This window comes from Bradyrhizobium sp. CCBAU 65884, from assembly GCF_028128835.1.
Classification (GTDB): domain Bacteria; phylum Pseudomonadota; class Alphaproteobacteria; order Rhizobiales; family Xanthobacteraceae; genus Bradyrhizobium; species Bradyrhizobium ottawaense.
In genome coordinates, this window is the sequence record NZ_LBJU01000118.1 from 157,582 (window position 1) to 175,739 (window position 18,158).

General features: G+C 66.3%; 14 protein-coding genes. 7 read left to right on the top strand and 7 right to left on the bottom strand.

All coding sequences use genetic code 11. The annotated features are described in order from the left end of the window. Window positions 1-81: 81 nt before the first annotated feature. The 4 genes from XI03_RS20270 to XI03_RS20285 are packed head-to-tail and all read left to right on the top strand — an operon-like array spanning window position 82 to window position 4,488. Window positions 82-588, top strand: a complete 507-nt coding sequence (locus tag XI03_RS20270) for a tyrosine phosphatase family protein (protein ID WP_028141638.1) — start codon at window positions 82-84, stop codon at window positions 586-588. Next, on the top strand, window positions 585-770 hold the full coding sequence (locus XI03_RS20275; RefSeq protein WP_038948266.1) for a hypothetical protein: 186 nt from the start codon (window positions 585-587) through the stop codon (window positions 768-770). The genes XI03_RS20270 and XI03_RS20275 overlap by 4 nt, the downstream gene beginning before the upstream one ends. After that, entirely contained in the window at window positions 767-1,735 is a 969-nt protein-coding gene (locus XI03_RS20280; protein ID WP_038972109.1) for an NUDIX hydrolase, read from the top strand. The genes XI03_RS20275 and XI03_RS20280 overlap by 4 nt, the downstream gene beginning before the upstream one ends. A 50-nt stretch (window positions 1,736-1,785) precedes the next feature. After that, window positions 1,786-4,488 carry a DUF2339 domain-containing protein gene (locus tag XI03_RS20285; RefSeq protein ID WP_271593033.1) on the top strand — a complete coding sequence of 901 codons (2,703 nt, stop codon included), beginning with the start codon at window positions 1,786-1,788 and terminating at the stop codon, window positions 4,486-4,488. Between the two features lie 63 nt (window positions 4,489-4,551). Here the strand turns inward: XI03_RS20285 and XI03_RS20290 are convergent, their stop codons facing one another. From XI03_RS20290 to XI03_RS20320, 7 genes are all read right to left on the bottom strand, one after another. Continuing rightward, the gene (locus XI03_RS20290; RefSeq protein ID WP_271593034.1) at window positions 4,552-6,240 is read right to left on the bottom strand and encodes a methyl-accepting chemotaxis protein; all 1,689 of its coding nucleotides are present in this window, start codon (window positions 6,238-6,240) and stop codon (window positions 4,552-4,554) included. Window positions 6,241-6,496: 256 nt separating this feature from the next. Continuing rightward, complete coding sequence (locus XI03_RS20295; RefSeq protein ID WP_271593035.1) at window positions 6,497-8,467, bottom strand: methyl-accepting chemotaxis protein; 1,971 nt, start codon at window positions 8,465-8,467, stop codon at window positions 6,497-6,499. Between the two features lie 197 nt (window positions 8,468-8,664). Then, window positions 8,665-10,401, bottom strand: a complete 1,737-nt coding sequence (locus tag XI03_RS20300; RefSeq protein WP_038948271.1) for a methyl-accepting chemotaxis protein — start codon at window positions 10,399-10,401, stop codon at window positions 8,665-8,667. Between the two features lie 179 nt (window positions 10,402-10,580). Beyond that, the gene (locus XI03_RS20305; protein WP_028141644.1) at window positions 10,581-10,847 is read right to left on the bottom strand and encodes a DUF6894 family protein; all 267 of its coding nucleotides are present in this window, start codon (window positions 10,845-10,847) and stop codon (window positions 10,581-10,583) included. A gap of 162 nt (window positions 10,848-11,009) precedes the next feature. Continuing rightward, entirely contained in the window at window positions 11,010-11,609 is a 600-nt protein-coding gene (locus tag XI03_RS20310; RefSeq protein WP_097668749.1) for a hypothetical protein, read from the bottom strand. A gap of 113 nt (window positions 11,610-11,722) precedes the next feature. Further along, window positions 11,723-12,709, bottom strand: coding sequence for an acrylyl-CoA reductase (NADPH) (gene acuI, locus XI03_RS20315; protein ID WP_271593036.1), 987 nt, complete (start codon window positions 12,707-12,709; stop codon window positions 11,723-11,725). 41 nt (window positions 12,710-12,750) lie between these two features. Next, window positions 12,751-14,004, bottom strand: a complete 1,254-nt coding sequence (locus tag XI03_RS20320) for an MFS transporter (RefSeq protein WP_028141647.1) — start codon at window positions 14,002-14,004, stop codon at window positions 12,751-12,753. Between the two features lie 340 nt (window positions 14,005-14,344). Here XI03_RS20320 and nadA point away from each other — a divergent pair, with 340 nt between their 5' ends. From nadA to nadC, 3 genes are all read left to right on the top strand, one after another. Beyond that, window positions 14,345-15,451, top strand: coding sequence for a quinolinate synthase NadA (nadA, locus tag XI03_RS20325; RefSeq protein WP_271593037.1), 1,107 nt, complete (start codon window positions 14,345-14,347; stop codon window positions 15,449-15,451). Window positions 15,452-15,646: 195 nt separating this feature from the next. After that, window positions 15,647-17,245 (top strand): L-aspartate oxidase, encoded by a 1,599-nt coding sequence (locus XI03_RS20330; protein ID WP_271593038.1) that lies wholly within the window; start codon window positions 15,647-15,649, stop codon window positions 17,243-17,245. An 11-nt stretch (window positions 17,246-17,256) separates the two neighbouring features. Next, the gene (gene nadC / locus XI03_RS20335) at window positions 17,257-18,135 is read left to right on the top strand and encodes a carboxylating nicotinate-nucleotide diphosphorylase (RefSeq protein ID WP_271593039.1); all 879 of its coding nucleotides are present in this window, start codon (window positions 17,257-17,259) and stop codon (window positions 18,133-18,135) included. The last annotated feature ends 23 nt before the right edge of the window (window positions 18,136-18,158 follow it).

Here is an 18,158-nt window from a genome sequence, read left to right on the forward strand (position 1 = left end):
CTGCGCTTGTCCGGGACGACGGTGAGGCTTCGCTTTGCCCACCCTACGGCACCGGCTATAATCGCGGCAAAAAGGTCCGCCATGATCCACGTCTGTTCCCTCGCCGCGCTTCCCGAAACCGTCCGCCTCACCAGGGCCAGCCACGTGCTGACCGTGATGGCCAATGTCGAGCAGGTGGCGCGGCCGGTGTCCGTGCTGCCCGCCAACCATCTCAAGGTGTCGATGGACGACATCACCGAGGAGATGGATGGTTTTACCGCACCGTCCGAGACCCATATCGATCAGGTGCTGAACTTCGTGCGCGGCTGGGACCGTAGCGCGCCGCTGGTGGTGCATTGCTATGCCGGCATCAGCCGCTCCACCGCGAGCGCGTTCGCGGCGGTCTGCGCGCTCAATCCGAACCGCGACGAGCTCGAGATCGCCAGGAAGATCCGCGCGGCCTCGCCGATCGCCTCGCCGAACCGGCGCATCGTCGGCCTTGCCGACCGCGCCCTGGGACGCAACGGCCGCATGCTGCGCGCGCTCGACGAGATCGGCCCGGGCGCGATGATGGTCGAAGGCCGTCCCTTCGTGATCGAGCTCGAATGAGGCGAGAGTCGGATAGCAGCCGCAACGCCGCGCTCACTTTGATGCGCAGGCGCATCCACGTCGTCATGGCCGGGCTTGTCCCGGCCATCCACGAACTTTCTCGCGACACGAAGAACGTGGATGCCCGGGACAAGCCCGGGCATGACGAGTTTGTGGCAACTTCCTCGATCATCATCGCATGAGCGATAAGCTGCTGACGCCGATCGAGATCGGCCTGACCGCGGCGATCGTCGCGATCGAGGGGCATGAGCCCCTCATCCTCACCGCGCGCGGCAGTGACGGGCTTGCCGGTCTGCCGTTCGGCCCGTTCGACGCGCTCGCGCATCGCACCTTCGACATCGGCCTGCGCGCCTGGGTCGAGGAACAGGCGGGCTTGCGGCTCGGCTATGTCGAGCAGCTCTACACATTCGGTGATCGCGGCCGCCATGCCGAGGCCGGCGACACCGGCGCGCATATGGTGTCGATCGGCTATCTCGCCTTGACGCGCGCGGTCGACGGCGAGCTTGCAGCCAATGCGGCGAGCTTCGCGCCATGGTATCGCTTCTTTCCCTGGGAAGACCGGCGCGAGGAGCCGCCCGCGATCATCGCCCGCGACATCATTCCGGCGCTGACCGAATGGGCGGCGGAGGAGACCCCGGACACGACGCGCGCACTCCCGCGCAAGGATCGCGTGCGGTTCTATTTCGGCCTCGACGGGGCGGCCTGGGACGAGGAGCGCGTGCTCGACCGCTACGAGCTGTTGTATGAGGCCGGGCTGGTCGAGGAGGCGCGGCGCGACGGCCGCCCTGCGGCATTAGCGCGCAAGACGCTTCCCCCGCTCGGGACCTCGATGCAGTTCGATCACCGCCGGATTCTCGCCACGGCGATCGCGCGGCTGCGTGCAAAACTGAAGTATCGTCCTGTCGTCTTTGAACTTTTGCCGCCCGAATTCACACTTACCGAACTGCAGCATACGGTCGAGGCAATCTCCGGCCGGCACCTGCACAAGCAGAATTTCCGCCGCCTGGTCGAAATGGAAGCCCTGGTCGAACCGACCGGGGTGATGTCGACACAGACGGGCGGACGGCCGGCGGCACTCTATCGCTTCCGCCGCGACGTGCTCCAGGAGCGGCCCGCGCCGGGCTTGCGCGTGCGCTCCCGGCGCTAACCCGACATACTACGTGACCGGCCCCTGCCCGCCGGTCGCCTGGAGGCTTTATGTTCGACGGCCCGTTTGACGTCTTTGCGTGGATCATTGCGATCGCCGCCTTCCTGATCGCGATCAAGGCCTCCAGCCAGGCGGCCGAGCTGCGCCGGCGACTGAATTCGCTCGAGGAGATGTTCTACGCGCAGCGGCAGGTGCAGCCGCCGCCGCTCATGCCGGTGCAGGAGCCAGCGCCTGCGCCCGCGACGACGGCCGCCGAGCCGCCGCCGCTTGCACCCGAAGCCGAAGCGGCACCGCCTCCACTCGTCACCGAAGAGCTTTCACCGCCGCCGCTCGAAGCGGGCCCTGCGGCTGCCGCACCACCTCCCGTGCCGGCCGCTGCGCCCGGCTTCGAGGAGCAGCTCGGCACCCGCTGGGTGGTGTGGATCGGCGGCCTTGCGCTCGCGCTCGGCGGCTTCTTCATGGTGCGCTATTCGATCGAGGCCGGCCTGCTCGGCCCCGGCGTGCGCGTGTTCCTGGGTGGCCTGTTCGCAGCTGCGCTGCTCGGGGCCGGCGAGTGGTCGCGGCGCAAGGAGAGCATTTCCAACATCCAGGCGCTGCCGATCGCCAACATCCCGGCGATTCTCACCGCCGCGGGTACGGCGGTGGCGTTCGCGACCATCTATGCCGCCTATGCGCTCTACGGCTTCCTCGTGCCCGCGACCGCCTTCGTGCTGCTCGGCATCGTGGCCATGTGCACGCTCGCCGCGGCGCTGCTGCATGGGCCGGCGCTGGCCGGCCTCGGCGTGGTCGGCGCCTTCGTGACGCCGCTCCTCGTCTCCAGCGGCAAGCCGGACTACTGGGCGCTCTACATCTATCTCGCCATCGTCACCGCCGCGAGCTTCGGCCTCGCGCGCATCCGGCTGTGGCGCTGGCTCGCGGTCACGACGATCGCCTTTGCCGTGCTCTGGATCTTCCCGGGTCTGGATAGCGAAGAGTTGCAAGTCGCGCCGCATGCCTTCCACGTCATCGCAGGCTTCGTGCTCGCCGCGCTGCTCGTCGTCTGCGGCTTCATGTTCGGCCCCAGCATCGAGGACGGCGAGATCGAGCCGGTCTCGTCGAGCTCGCTCGGCGCCTACCTGTTCGGCGCCATGCTGATCGTACTGTCGAGCGCACATGCGGATCTGGCCCTGATCGCGTTCACGCTTCTCGTTGGCGCGACGCTTCTCGTCGCCTGGCGTGCGCCGGCGGCCACCGGCGCGCTCGGCGCGGCGGCAGCGACCGTCTTCATCGTGTTCGCCGAATGGGCGGTGCGCGCTAATCCCGACATGCTGGTGCTGCCGGGCGGCGCGATGTCCGGTATCGGACCGACCGCGATCGACAGCTCCGTGACGCTGCATCTGCTGATGGCCGCGATCTTCGCCATCGGTTTCGGCGTTGCCGGCTTCCTCGCGCAGGGCCGCTCGAACTCGGCAATCATTCCCGTGGTGTGGTCGGCCGCAGCCGTCGCCACGCCGATCGCGATCCTCATCGCGCTCTACGCCCGCATCGCCCATCTCGACCGCTCGATCCCGTTCGCGATCCTCGCGGTGCTGCTCGCAGCCGCCTTTGGTGCTGCGACCGAAGCGCTCACGCGCCGCGAAACCCGGCCGGGCGTCGCCGTCTCCACGGCCCTGTTCGCGACCGGCACGCTCGGAGCGCTGGCGCTGGCGCTGACCTTCGCGCTGGAGAAGGGCTGGCTGACGATCGCGCTGGCGCTGATGTCGCTCGGCACCGCCTGGATCTCGATGCAGCGGCCGATCCCGTTCCTGCGCTGGCTCGCCGCCATCTTCGCCGGCATCGTCACCGCGCGCATCGGCTATGATCCGCGCATCGTCGGCGACGCCGTCGGGACCACGCCGATTTTCAACTGGCTGCTCTGGGGCTATGGCCTGCCGGCGGCCTCGTTCTGGGCCGCGAGCATCTTCCTGCGCCGCCGCGCCGACGATGCGCCGCTGCGCATGGTCGAGACCGCGGCGATCCTCTTCACCGCCCTGCTCGCCTTCATGGAGATCCGGCACTTTGCGACCAACGGCCGGATGACCTCGCCGCCGTCGCTGCTCGAATTCGCGCTGCAAGTCTGCGTCACGCTCGCGATGGCGATCGGGCTGGAGCGCTTGCGGCTGCGCAGCCGCAGCATCGTGCACAATGTCGGCGCGGTCGTGCTGACGGCGATCGGCGGGCTCATCAGCGTGTTCGGCCTCTTGATCCTGGAGAACCCGCTGATCTGGCGCATCGACGTCGGCGGCGCCGTGTTCAACCTGCTGCTGCTCGGCTATGCGCTGCCGGCGGTGCTGATGCTGCTGCTGTCCTACGCGGTGGTCGGCGAGCGTGGCAAGGTCTACGCCAACACCATCGCCGGTGGCGCGCTCGTGTTCGCGCTCGCCTATGTCACGCTGGAGATCCGCCGCTTCTATCACGGCCCGATCCTCTCGACCGGCGGGACGACGGGCGCCGAGCAATACACTTATTCGATCGGCTGGCTCGCCTTCGGCGTGCTGTTGCTGGGCGTCGGCATTCTCGTCAACTCGGAGCGTGCACGGCTGGCCTCGGCTGCCGTCATCGCACTGACGATCCTGAAGGCCTTCGTCATCGACATGTCGACACTGACAGGCGTCTACCGCGCGCTGTCGTTCATGTGCCTCGGCGTCGTGCTGGTCGCGATCGGCTGGCTCTACCAGCGCATCCTGTTCCGGCGGCAGGTCGCACCGCCGCCGGCTCCGCAGGCGAGCAGCTGAATAATTTGAGCATGATCTTTTCGGAAAACCGCTTCACACTTTTCCGGATCATGCTCCTGAAGATCAGGCCGCGCGGACCGATTCCAGGAACTGCGCGACCTCGACCTTCAGGCGGGTGCTGTCGGTCGCCAGCGATTTCGCCGCCGAGAGCACTTCGCCCGAGGCCGAGCCGGTGTCGATCGCGCCGCGCTGCACGTCGGTGATGTTGGACGAGACTTCCTGCGTGCCGAGCGCGGCCTGCTGGACGTTGCGCGAAATCTCTTGCGTCGCGGCGCCCTGCTCCTCGACGGCGGCGGCGATGGCCGAGGACACCTCGGACAACCGCTCGATGGTGCCGCCGATCTCCTGGATGGCGCTGACGGATTCCTGTGTGGCCGACTGGATGCCGGAAACCTGCGCGCCGATCTCGCCGGTGGCCTTCGCGGTCTGCTCGGCCAACGCCTTGACCTCGGAGGCGACGACGGCAAAGCCGCGACCGGCTTCGCCTGCGCGCGCCGCTTCGATGGTCGCATTGAGCGCCAGGAGGTTGGTCTGGCCGGCGATGGTGTTGATGAGCTCGACGACGTCGCCGATGCGGGAGGCCGCCTGCGACAGCGCGTTGACGCGATCGTTGGTCCGCGCCGCCTGCTCGACGGCTTCCGCGGCCATCCGTGCCGAATCCTGCACGCGGCGGCTGATCTCGGTGATCGAGGACGACAGCTCTTCCGAGGCGGACGCCACCGCCTGGACGTTGGTGGAGGCTTCCTCCGATGCTGCCGCAACGACGGTTGCGAGTTCCTGGCCGCGCTGCGCCGTGCCGCTCAGCGTGGCCGCGGAGGCCTCGAGCTCGGTCGAGGCCGACGACACGGTCTCGACGACCTCGCCGATCATGGCCTCGAAATTGCGCGTGATGGCATCGACGCGGCGGCCGCGTTCGATTTTGGCCTCGGCGTCGCGAGCAGCCGCCTCATCGGCGGCCTTCTTGGCGATCAGTGCCTCCTTGAAGATCTGAAGCGCATCCGCCATCGAGCCGATCTCGGTCTTCTCGCCGCGATGCGGCACTTCGGCCGAGAGGTCTCCTTCGCCGAGCGACTGCATCGGACGAATGATCGAGGCGATGCCGCGAGAGACGTCGCGCACGAGATAATAGGCGGCGCCGATCGCGATCACGACCGAGAGCACGATGATGCCGACCAGGACGCGGAAGATCGTGGCGTAACTGTCGGCCGCCTGCTTGGTCTCCAGCTCGGCACCCTGGTTATTGAGCTCGATGCCCTTCTGAAGCAGGGGATCGGCGGCCTGAGCCATCTTGGCGACCTTGGTCTGCAACATCTCGTTGGCGTCGGTCGGGAAGCGGCCGACGCTCTTGCGCGACAGCGCCATGGTCTCCTGCACGCCGTTCAGATATTCGCCCCACGCCCTGCTCCATTGCTCATAGAGCGCGCGCTCTTCGGCGGCCGTGATCAGCGGCTCGTAGACCTTGCGCGTCTTCTCGATGCGCTCACGCAACGAGCCGAGGCGCTTCTCGGCGGCTTCCTTGCCTTCGGCGGTGTCCTGCATCAGGTGCAGACGCAGCGCGACGCGCAGCTCGTTGATGTCGGCGCGCATTGAGCCGAGCGCACGCACGCTCGGCAGCCAGCTCTCCGCGATCTCGACGGTATGAGCATTGATGTTCTGCATGGTGCCGATCGCCGTCACGCCGACGCCGGCGAGTGACAGCACGAGGACCGATAACACGGCCAGAAGCTTGAAGACGATCGACAACTTCGACATCACACAAATCCCGATGATATCCTGGCAGCACGCACGTCACCCGCGCCGCAGGCGTCACGACGGACGACCGGGCGGAGGTCAGTTCAACAATGCTGGCTGGTTCTTATCCCGTAAGATTGCGCCCCATAATTGCAAGCAGGCGTTAACAGGAGCCTACGTAAAACTACGGGTCGGCCTCTTCGGACGCTATTTTCTCCGCAGCCGTGCTGCGACGCGAAACACGACGCGCCGCCACATTCACCGGGCGGCGGCCGCCTCAGGCCGCCCGCACCGATTCCAGGAAGCGCGCGACCTCGCTCTTGAGCCGGTTGCTCTCCTGCGACAGCGACTGCGCGGCCGAATGCACCTGCGCCGAGGCAGCCCCGGTCTCGCCGGAGCCGCGCTGGACGTCGGCGATGTTCGACGAAACCGCGGAAGTACCTTGCGCGGCGTGCTGGATGTTGCGGGAGATCTCCTGCGTGGCGGCGCCCTGTTCCTCCACCGCAGCAGCGATGGTCGACGAGATCTCCGACATCCGCGCGATGGTGTCGCCGATCTCCTTGATCGCGCCGACGGATTCGTCTGTCGCGGACTGGATCGCGCCGATGTGCTGACCGATTTCGCCGGTGGCTTTCGCGGTCTGCTCTGCAAGAGCCTTCACTTCGGTCGCGACCACCGCAAAGCCCTTGCCGGCTTCGCCCGCCCGCGCCGCCTCGATCGTCGCGTTGAGCGCCAGGAGGTTGGTCTGCGCGGCGATGGTGTTGATCAGTTCGACGACGTCGCCGATGCGGGAAGCGGCCTTGGTCAGCTCGGCGACGCGCGCATTGGTGCGCTGGGCCTGCCCGACGGCGACGTCGGCGACGCGCGCCGATTCCTGCACCTGGCGGCTGATCTCGGAGACTGAGGAGGTCAGCTCTTCACTTGCAGACGACACCGACTGCACGTTGGCGGACGCCTCCTCCGAAGCCGCTGCCACGGCGGTGGCGAGGCTGTTGCCGCGCTCGGCGGCGTGGGTCAGCGTATTCGACGACGCTTCGAGCTCGGTGGCCGCCGACGACACCGTCTCGATGATCTCGCCGACCGCGCCTTCGAACGTATCGGCGAGCCGTTGCATGTCGAATTTGCGCTGCTCGCGCCGACGCGCGTCCGCTTCGGCCTGCTCGGCGCGCAGCCGGTCGGCCTCGGCCATGTTGCTCCTGAACACCTCGACGGCACCAGCCATCTCACCGATCTCGTCCTTGCGGCCAACGCCGGGGATTGCGACTGACATGTCGCCCTTCGCCAAACCGGTCATCGCGCGAACCATGGCGATCAGCGCTGTCGAGATCGAGCGGCCGGTGAAGAAGGACACGCTCCCCACCAGCAGGATGGAGCATCCGAGTGCGACCCACATCCAGAGCTTGATCGAGGCCCGCATTGACTCCTCGGCAACCCGCGCAGCGTCGTATTGCTGACTGACGGTCTTTTCGATCTCGTCGAGGACGGGCTCGATGGTGCGGAACTCCTTGGACATTGCCGAGCCGTACGCGGTCAGATCCTGCGCGCCGGCTGCCCACGCCACGAAGTCGTCCTGGTATTTGGAGAGCTTCTTGCCGATATCGGCCTTGACGGCCGGCGGGATCGCCGAAGCCTCGACTTGCCCGGAGAATTCCGTCGCCGTCTTCTTCAGGGCGTCGAGATATTTCGGGTCGCGGCGCAACATGAAGTCTTTCTCGTGACGACGCATCGTCAGCATGCCGCTGGTGAGCCTGGGATCGTCGACCTCCTTGAGCTTGGTCTCGATGCCGTGCACCGCCGTGCGCAACGAGCCTGACAACCCTAGGGTTTCGTTCAATCCAAGCCTGACCTCGGCCTGTTCGACGGCCGCGAATTCGCTCACGTATCTCTCGAATCCGGTGCGGACCAGTGACGCCTTTTCTCCGACCGCCGCGTACCCTGCCGCACGCGCCGCGCTGCCGAGGCGATCAAGATTTCGGGTAATGTCGGAAGCAAGTTCGGCGTGACGCTTCGCATAGGATTGATCGCGGCGGAGCTGGAAATCCTTCTCGGCCCGGCGCGCTTCGAGCAATTGCTGCGAGATCCGCTGGTTCAGATCGGACAGCCGGCGCGCGCCTTCAGCAGCGTCGCGGGACGTGTCCTGAGAGAGGCTGCCAATCTGGTAGATCGTGCCGAAGGCGACGAGCCCAATGAGGCCGAACAGTCCGATCGCCATGACCTTGTGAGTGAGGCGAATGGAAATGCCGCTCATGAAAGTGCTCCAACGATTGAGACGCAATACGCGAAAGGCGACTCAGCGCCCCAAATATTGCGGGCATCATGACTGCGCCGCTTTTCCGGAAGGTTAACCCTGCGCGCATCGGTCGCGGCGTCGAGATACGCGCGCGAGCAACCGCCACGCATTCACGCGTGATGGTTGCAAGCAGGACCTGCCGAAAGACGCCACCGTCAGGCCGCGCGCACGGTGCCGAGAAACTTGCCGACCTCGAGCTTGAGGCGGTTGCTGTCGCCGGACAGCGATTGCGCCGCCGCCAGCACCTGTGAGGACGCCGAGCCGGTCTCGCTCGCGCCGTGCTGCACGTCGGTGATGTTGGACGACACCTGATGGGTGCCCTCCGCCGCCTGCTGCACGTTGCGGGAAATCTCCTGCGTCGCCGCGCCCTGCTCTTCGACGGCAGCCGCGATGGTCGAGGAAATCTCCGACAGCTTCTCGATGGTGTCGCTGATATCCCTGATGGCGCCGACCGAATGCTCGGTCGCGGTCTGGATGCTGGCGATCTGCTGGCCGATCTCGCCGGTCGCCTTCGCGGTCTGCTCGGCGAGCGCCTTGACCTCGGAGGCGACAACGGCAAAGCCGCGACCCGCCTCGCCGGCGCGCGCGGCCTCGATGGTCGCATTGAGCGCCAGGAGATTGGTCTGGCCGGCGATGGTGTTGATCAGCTCGACCACGTCGCCGATCCGCGCCGCCGCCTTCGACAATTCGCCGACGCGGTCGGTCGTGGTGCGGGCCTGGCTGACCGCTTCGCTTGCGACGCGCGCGGATTCCTGCACCTGGCGGCTGATCTCCGTGATCGACGACGACAGCTCCTCGGTCGCCGACGCCACCGACTGCACGTTGGTGGACGCCTCTTCGGAGGCGGCAGCAACCATGGTGGTGAGCTCCTGTCCGCGCGCCGCAGTCGACGTGAGCGTCGACGCAGACGCTTCCAGTTCAGTCGCGGCCGATGACACGGTGTCGACGATCTCGCCGATCGCCGCCTCGAAGCCATCGGCCAGCTTGGACATCTCGGCTTTGCGTTGCGCGGCTGCAGCCTGATCCTGCCTGATCTTGGCCTCGGCCTCCTCGCGCGCCTTCTGTTCGGACACGATCTTGAACTTCTCGACAGCCGCCGCGACACCACCGACCTCGTCCTTGCGGCCGAGACCGGGCAGCACCACGGAAAAGTCGCCGCCGGCGAGCTTGTCCATGGCCACCGTGAGCGCGCGGATCGGCCGTGCGATGGTCAGGAACGACATCAGCCAGGAGCAGAGGAGGACGAGCGCCGTGAAAACGCCAATGACCATTGCGATATGCTCGCTGGACGCCATCTCCCGCGCGGAGGCCGCAACCTCCTCTTCGCTTCTGTGCCTGGCGACGTCGGCAATCTGATTGGCTGCCTGGTCCATCTCGCCTGCGATCGGCAACGTGACCTCGCGGGCGAGACGCGTCCCCTCATCGACGAGCTTGGCGAGGCGAGCAGCGGCATCCTCGCCCGTGAGAGCCAGGGCGGCACCGCGCACGGATGCGAGCTGCTGAGCTCCCTTGAGATAGTTCGCCGTGAGGACCTTGAGCTTCTCTATCCTCGCGCGGTTTTCCGGCACGTGCGAGAGCGTGAGCATTGCGTCGGCAACCTTCGCCAAATGACCGGCGCGTTCGACCAGCGCGTCGCGTGCCTTCTGCAGTTCATCTGAATTATTGGCGAGGCGGATGTCGCGTGCGGCGAGCTGCATGGCGCGCGCCGCGAGCTTGGATTCGACCGCCTCGCGCGCCAGCTCCTGCTGCTCGGACGCCGTCTGGCTGGACCGGCGCACGTTGCCGTTTCCGATCACCTGACCCGCGATCATCGCGAGGACCAGGAGGATGCCGAGCGCCGATGAGATGGCCAGCTTGGTCCCAATCCGCAAATTCTGAACGAGGCTCAACATGGGCATGCTTCCCCCTAGGGAATGCGCGGCCGAGTCATTGCCAGCCGCCCTCGGCGTTGATCGCCCTTGTCCGAAAAGTATGCGTTCGCCATTCCAATTTGGTTAACGCGACCTCCGGGCAACTACCGGATCGGTAGGAAAATCCCTTGAATTTCAGCACGTTATGCGCGCTTAACAGGTTAATCACACGCAGTGATAGGAGCCCCGCTCTGCTGCGTTACGCTCTCGCCGACGAGGCTGATGCGAAAGACCGGCTTCTTGTCCTCGTCGAGCAGCTCCATGCACCACTCGGCGTTCGGCTTCAGGCCGCGCGCGATGCCGCCGAGCAGATTGGCGCAGACCTCGGTCATCTCGGTCCAGGCGGCAGTGCGATCCTCGAACTCGTACGGCTGGTCGGCGGCGCCGGAATAGCGACCGGTGCTGATGCGGAAAAAGTACAGCGACATCGTTGAACCCTTTTATCGGGCCGCGCCCCGGCCGACCGCAAACTGGGGCGCGAACAGCTACCAACGCATGAAAGCCGCCGTCCGTATGACTACGGCGCGGCGGCTCGGCGTTCGATGGACGTCTTCAACGACAAAGTGCGCGGAACCGACCGCGCAGCCCTCTCACTGGGTGGAACGGCGCAGCTCCAGCGGGCCCTCGTTCCTGGCGGGCTCCGACTTGATCTCCGACTTCACCGGCTCGAGCCGGCTGCTCTCGACACGCGGCGTCTCGACGCGCGCGGCGACTTCGGTGTTAGTCGCGCTGACGGAACCGGTGTGCTCTGTCCTGTGCAGCGAGCGCGGACGCGCCGCAGCGCGCGCCATCAGCATCTGGTTGCCACCCTGGTGATGGAAGTCGCAATAGGCGAAGCCCATCCCCGACACCGAGCCGCGGAAGCTGCGATCGTCGGTCTTTTCCAAGTTGAAACACGGCTCGAACGGAATGCCCTTGATCGAGGCGCAGACGTTCTGGCCACGGATCTGGAGCGTATTGCCGGGCAGGCGGAGATGCTTGACCGGGCCCGCGCCGGAGAACTGCACCGCGCCGGCGGCGCCGAGATCGTCCAGGATGCGGCCCGCGCCGCGGGTGCCGTCGAAACAGGTGAAGGCAAAGACCTTGCCCGCCACGAAGCGACGCGCCTCGTCGGCGTTCATGCCTCCGGCAAGGGCCGGCGCAAACGTTGCTGCCGCCGTGACAGCCCCCAACACAATACGCGCAAGCATGCTCAACTCCGAACCAACCCCCGCAGCGGGCGATGCCTTATCTCTTTACCCGCTGCTTACCATACCAACCATGGCGACATTGAAGCAGCTTGGTTGGTAAAGTCTGAACGCCGTTAGACAATTTTTACCACGATGCGACCGCGGACCTGGCCCGCCAGGATTTTCGCGCCCCACTCCGGCACCTCATCAAGAGGAATTTCGTGAGTGATTTCAGTTAGTTTGGTCCGATCCAGATCTGACGCCAGGCGCTGCCACGCGGCTTTCCGCGGCTCGATCGGGCACATCACGGAATCGATGCCGAGAAGGCACACCCCGCGCAAAATGAAAGGTGCGACAGACGACGGCAGGTCCAGGCCGGCGGCCAAGCCGCAGGCCGCGATCGCCCCGCCGTATTTCGTCATCGACAGCAGATTCGCCAGTGTGGTCGAGCCGACGCTGTCGACGCCACCCGCCCAGCGCTCCTTTGCGATCGGCTTGGCCGGCGCCGACAATTCGTTGCGGTCGATGATCTCGGCTGCTCCCAGCTGCTTCAGATAGTCAGCCTCCGAGGCGCGGCCGGTCGAAGCGATGACGTGGTAGCCGAGCTTGGAGAGCACGGCGATCGCGACCGAGCCGACGCCGCCGGCGGCGCCCGTCACCACCACAGGGCCGCTCTTCGGCGAGAGACCGTGCTTCTCCAGTGCCAGCACCGAGAGCATCGCAGTGAAGCCGGCGGTGCCGATCGCCATGGCATCGCGTGCCGACAGGCCTTGCGGCAAAGCCACCAGCCAGTCGCCCCTCACCCGCGCCTTCTCGGCATAGGCGCCGAGATGGGTCTCGCCCATGCCCCAGCCGGTGCAGACGACCTTGTCGCCGGCTTTCCATTGCGGATGCGAGGATTGCTCGACCGTGCCGGCGAAGTCGATGCCGGCGATCATCGGGAAACGGCGCACCACCGGCGCCTTGCCGGTGAGCGCGAGGCCGTCCTTGTAGTTCAGCGTCGACCATTCCACGCGGACGCTGACGTCGCCGTCCATCAGCTCGGCTTCATCGAACTGCGTCAGCGCGGCGGTGGTGCCCTTGTCCGCCTTGTCGATCCGGATCGCCTTAAATGTGGCCACGACTGAACTCCCTGACTTGTTTGTCGGGGATGTTTAGCCGATCACACGGGCTGCGCAACCGCCCGAACGACAGGTTTCTCCACGATCGGAAGATTGATCAGCGCGGAAAGCACGCCGAACAGGATCGAGAGCCACCAGATCGGCGTATAGGAACCGAAGCGCTCGAAGACGATGCCCCCGAGCCACACGCCGAGGAAGCCGCCGACCTGATGGCTGACGAAGGCAAAGCCATACAGCGTCGCAAGCCAGCGCGTGCCGAACATCAGCGCCACCAGCGCCGAGGTCGGGGGCACCGTGGACAGCCAGGTCAGGCCGGAGACCGCACCGAAAGCGATCGCCGAGAACGGCGTGATGGGGAACGAGATGAAGGCGAGGGTTGCGAGCGCACGCGTGAAGTAGATGGCCGAGAGGATGTAGCGCTTGGGCAGCGAGTTCTGGAGATAGCCGACGCTGAGCGAGCCGATGATGTTGAACAGGCCGATCGCCGCGATCACCCAGCCTCCGGTTTGCGTCGAGATGCCGCGATCGACCAGGAAGGCCGGCAGATGCACGGTGATGAAGGCGAGCTGGAATCCGCAGGTGAAGAAGCCGAGCACCAGCAGCACATAAGAGCGGTGACCGAAGGCTTCGGCGAGCGCCCTGGTGATGGTCTGCTCATCCGCCGGCGTCGCACTGGCCGCAGTTGCAGCCGGCGGCGTCGAGAGCGCCAGTGACAGCGGGATGATCAGCAACATCAGGAAGCCGAACACGGAGAGCGCCTGCTGCCAGCCGAAATTGTCGATCAACGCGACGCCGATCGGCGCGAACAGGAACTGGCCGAACGAGCCCGCCGCCGTGCCGGCGCCGAGCGCGAGGCCGCGCTTCTCGGCGGGCAGCAGCTTGGTGAACGCCGACAGCACCAGATTGAACGAGCAGCCGGCAAGACCAAAACCGACCATGACGCCGGCGCCGATGTTGAGCGACAGCGGCGTCGAGGAATAGCGCATCAGCAGGAGGCCGCCGGCATAGAGCAGCGCGCCGACGCACATCACCCGGAACAGCCCGAAGCGATCGGCGACCGCGCCGGCGATGGGCTGGCCCAGTCCCCACAGCAAGTTCTGAAAGGCGATGGCGAGGCCAAACACGTCGCGGCCCCAGGAGAATTCATGGCTCATCGGCTGCACGAAGAAGCCGAGCGCCGAGCGCGGACCGAAGCCGAGCATGCCGATCGCACAGCCGCACAGAATGATGACGGCGGGGGTACGCCAGCTGGAGGAACGTGAGGCCGGAGCGAGTTCGCCCACTGATGTCGACATGGTATTCCCTGTCTGTCATTGGCGGACTCGCAAAGAGGCGCCGCGAACGCGTCATTTAATGCATTTGCATGAAAATCCCAAATCAAAAACGGTTGCATTCCACGAGGGGCTGCCGCGGGAGCATTGCGTTTCAATCTGGCCTCGCCCGACGCGTCGGACGACGATCTGACGAGATCGTGTGCGTCAGGACCTAGCCGTCCTCGGCAGAGCGTGCTATTTGTGATTTACTCATATTGAGCATATATGAGGTTCGATGAAACCCACTCCGGCCCCTCGGCCGGATTACTCAGGCCCTACATATACTCATATTGAGTATAAATGACATACGAGGGAGGCTTTGATGCCGATCACTGCAATCTACGGTCCAGACGATTTTGCCAACCGGCCGCAGGGCCATCTCGCCTCCTCTCCCCGCCCCGCACCGGCGCCCACAGCGCGCGCGCTGCCGACGCTCTCGCTGGAATGGACGGCGGAGGTCGAACACGCCACCGCCCCGCTCTATGAGCGCGTGAAGCACGTCATCCCTCCGATCGAGTGGCCGTTGATGGCGCCGACGATCAAGGCGATCAACGAGCTGAAGCGCGAGCGGGGCGCGGTGATCCTCGCCCATAACTACCAGGCGCCGGAGATCTTCCACTGCGTCGCCGACATCGGCGGCGACTCGCTCCAGCTCGCGGTCGAAGCCACCAAGGTGGAGGCCAATGTCATCGTCCAGTGCGGCGTGCACTTCATGGCGGAGACCTCGAAACTGCTCAACCCCGACAAGACGGTGCTGATCCCGGATTCGCGGGCCGGCTGCTCGCTGGCCGCCAGCATCACTGGCGCCGACGTGCGCCTGCTCCGCGAAAAGTTTCCGGGCGTGCCTGTCGTCGCCTACGTCAACACCTCCGCAGAGGTGAAGGCCGAGGTCGACATCTGCTGCACCTCGTCGAACGCGGTGCAGGTGGTCGAGAGCCTGAACGCGCCAAGCGTGATCTTCCTGCCCGATCGCTATCTCGCCACTTACGTGGCCTCGAAGACCGACGTGAAGATCATCGCCTGGAAGGGCGCCTGCGAGGTGCACGAGCGCTTCAAGGGCGAAGAGCTGCGCGCCTTTCGCGAGGCCGATCCGTCCGTGCAGATCATCGCGCATCCGGAGTGCCCGCCGGACGTGCTGGCGGAAGCCGACTTCACCGGCTCGACCGCGCACATGATCAATTGGGTGCGCGAAAAGCGGCCCCGGCGGCTGGTGATGATCACGGAATGCTCGATGGCCGACAATGTGCGCGCCGAGCTGCCCGACGTCGAGATGCTGCGCCCCTGCAATCTCTGCCCGCACATGAAGCGCATCACGCTCGCGAACATTTTGGACAGCCTGCTGACGCTCCGCGAGGAGGTGACGATCGATCCCGCGCTGGCGATGCGTGCAAGGCGCTCGGTCGAGCGGATGATCAATCTGAAGAATTGAGGGCAGCACACACCGCGTCACACACGACTGTCGTCCCGGACAAGCGCAGCGAAGCGGAGCGCAGATCCGGGACCCATAACCACAGGAAGATGTGGTTGCGAAGGAAGGCAACACGCAGTTTCGCGCAACAATTTCTGCTGCGGCGTATGGGTCCCCGCCTTCGCGGGGACGACAGTGGAGCGAAAGGAAAGAACTATGACCAACACCATCCACAACCTCACCCGCACCGACGACATCGTCATCGTCGGCGGCGGCCTTGCCGGACTGTTCTGCGCCCTGAAGCTGGCGCCGCGGCCGGTGACCTTGATCTCGGCCGCGCCGCTCGGACAGGGCGCATCCTCCGCATGGGCGCAAGGCGGCATCGCCGCGGCGGTGGCCGAGGGCGACACGCCGGAAGCCCATGCCGCCGATACCATCGCGGTCGGCGGCGGCCTCGTCGACGAGGTGGTCGCACTTGGGATCGCGCGCGAGGCCGCGCCGCGCATCCACGATCTCTTGAGCTATGGCGTCCCGTTCGATCGCGACCTCGAAGGCAGGCTCGCCGTGGGACGCGAAGCAGCGCATTCTGCGCGGCGCATCGTGCATGTGCGAGGCGATGGTGCCGGTGCCGCGATCATCGCAGCCTTGAGCGAAGCGGTGCGCCGCACGCCCTCGATCCGTCTGGTCGAGGGGTTCGTCGCCGAGGCGCTGTTGGTCGAGGATGGCGCCGTCGCCGGTCTTCAATTGCGCGAGGCCGGCAACTTCCAGGCAAAGCCGTTCCTGCTCGCCTCGCGCGCGGTGGTGCTTGCCACCGGCGGCATCGGACATCTCTACGCCGTCACGACCAATCCAGTGGAAGCCAGCGGCTCCGGCCTCGCCATCGCCGCGCGTGCCGGTGCCGTGATCGCCGATCCGGAATTCGTGCAGTTCCATCCAACCGCCATCATGGTCGGCCGCGATCCGGCACCGCTCGCCACCGAAGCGTTGCGCGGCGAAGGCGCGACGCTGGTCAATGGCGCCGGTGAACGCTTCATGGTTGCGCGCCACCCGCTCGCGGAGCTCGCGCCGCGCGACATCGTCGCCCGCGGCGTATTCGCCGAGATTGCGGCCGGGCGCGGCGCCTTCCTCGATGCGCGCCAGGCGCTGGGCGCGCGCTTTGCGGACAAATTTCCGACCGTGCATGCGAGCTGCATCGCCGCCGGCATCGATCCGGCCACGCAGATCATCCCGATTGCCCCGGCCGCGCACTATCACATGGGCGGCATCGCGGTGGACGGACGCGGCCGCAGCTCGATCGACGGACTCTGGGCCGGTGGCGAAGTGTCGTCGACCGGCGCGCACGGCGCCAACCGGCTCGCCTCGAACTCGCTGCTGGAGGCGGTGGTCTACGCCATGCGCATCGCCGACGACATCGCCGGCTGCTCGATCCCCGCGCCTGCCCGCCTCCCCGACGCATTGGTGACACCGCGCGGCGGCACGCCGGATGCTCTGGCCGGGAAGCGGCTGCGCGCGATGATGAGCGCGCATGTCGGCGTGATCCGCGAGAGCGACGGCCTCTCCGAGGCCGTGCACCACTTCGCTGCGCTCGAACGCGAGGCAACGAGCATCGCGCTGCGCAACATGGCGACGTCTGCCCTGCTCGTTGCCGCCTCGGCGTGGAGCCGCCGCGAGAGCCGCGGCGCGCATTTCCGCTCCGACCATCCGGCTGAAATCCCTGCGCAGGCGCAGCGAACGATGACGACGCTCACGGCGGCGCGCGAGATCGCGGAAAGCCTGAGCTCCCTGCCGCGCGTTGCGCAATCCATGATCGCCTGAAGGAGTTGTCCATGATTACCACCACCTCCCTGCTCTATCCCGACGCCTTCCTCTCGCCGCTTGCGATCGGCGAAGCCGTGCAGCGCGCGCTCGACGAGGACCTCGGCCGCGCCGGCGACATCACGTCGCTGGCGACAATCCCGGAAGCGACCAGGGCGCAAGCCATTCTGGTGGCGCGCCAGTCCGGCGTGATCGCCGGATTGCCGCTGGCACTCGCGACATTGCAAAAACTCTCCTCCGACATCGACGTGCGCGCGCATGTCCGTGATGCCGCACGCGTTGTCCGCGGACAGCAGGTGCTGACGATCTCGGGGCCTGCGCGCGCCATTCTTACAGCGGAGCGGACGGCGCTGAATTTCGTCGGCCGCCTGTCGGGCGTCGCGACGCTCACGGCCGACTATGTCGCCCGCACCGAAGGCACGAAGATGCGCATCTGCTGCACGCGCAAGACCACGCCGGGGCTGCGCGCGCTGGAGAAATACGCCGTGCGCTGCGGCGGCGGCTTCAACCACCGCTTCGGCCTCGACGATGCGATCCTGATCAAGGACAACCACATCGCGGTTGCCGGCGGCATCGGTGCGGTGCTGGAGCGCGCCCGCGCCCATGCCGGCCATCTCGTCAAGATCGAGATCGAGGTCGATACGCTGGCGCAGTTGCGCGAGGTGCTCGATACCGGACTTGCCGACGCCGTGCTGCTCGACAACATGGACCTTGCGACATTGCGCGAGGCCGTGCGGATCAACGAGGGTCGTCTCCAGCTGGAGGCGTCCGGCGGCGTCACGCTGGACTCGATCGCGGCCATCGCGGCAACCGGCGTCGACTACGCTTCGGCGGGCGCGCTGACGCATTCGGCGCCGAACTTCGACTGTGCGCTGGATATCGAGGCGTGATTGGAGTTCTAAAGCCTCCACAA

Coding starts and splice junctions, on each gene's coding strand:
- XI03_RS20305 (WP_028141644.1), bottom strand. CDS start 10,847: ATGTCGCTGTACTTTTTCCGCATCAGCACCGGTCGCTATTCCGGCGCC.
- XI03_RS20300 (WP_038948271.1), bottom strand. CDS start 10,401: ATGTTGAGCCTCGTTCAGAATTTGCGGATTGGGACCAAGCTGGCCATC.
- XI03_RS20330 (WP_271593038.1), top strand. CDS start 15,647: ATGACCAACACCATCCACAACCTCACCCGCACCGACGACATCGTCATC.
- XI03_RS20285 (WP_271593033.1), top strand. CDS start 1,786: ATGTTCGACGGCCCGTTTGACGTCTTTGCGTGGATCATTGCGATCGCC.
- nadA (WP_271593037.1), top strand. CDS start 14,345: ATGCCGATCACTGCAATCTACGGTCCAGACGATTTTGCCAACCGGCCG.
- XI03_RS20320 (WP_028141647.1), bottom strand. CDS start 14,004: ATGTCGACATCAGTGGGCGAACTCGCTCCGGCCTCACGTTCCTCCAGC.
- XI03_RS20275 (WP_038948266.1), top strand. CDS start 585: ATGAGGCGAGAGTCGGATAGCAGCCGCAACGCCGCGCTCACTTTGATG.
- XI03_RS20295 (WP_271593035.1), bottom strand. CDS start 8,467: ATGAGCGGCATTTCCATTCGCCTCACTCACAAGGTCATGGCGATCGGA.
- XI03_RS20270 (WP_028141638.1), top strand. CDS start 82: ATGATCCACGTCTGTTCCCTCGCCGCGCTTCCCGAAACCGTCCGCCTC.
- XI03_RS20290 (WP_271593034.1), bottom strand. CDS start 6,240: ATGTCGAAGTTGTCGATCGTCTTCAAGCTTCTGGCCGTGTTATCGGTC.
- XI03_RS20310 (WP_097668749.1), bottom strand. CDS start 11,609: ATGCTTGCGCGTATTGTGTTGGGGGCTGTCACGGCGGCAGCAACGTTT.
- nadC (WP_271593039.1), top strand. CDS start 17,257: ATGATTACCACCACCTCCCTGCTCTATCCCGACGCCTTCCTCTCGCCG.
- XI03_RS20280 (WP_038972109.1), top strand. CDS start 767: ATGAGCGATAAGCTGCTGACGCCGATCGAGATCGGCCTGACCGCGGCG.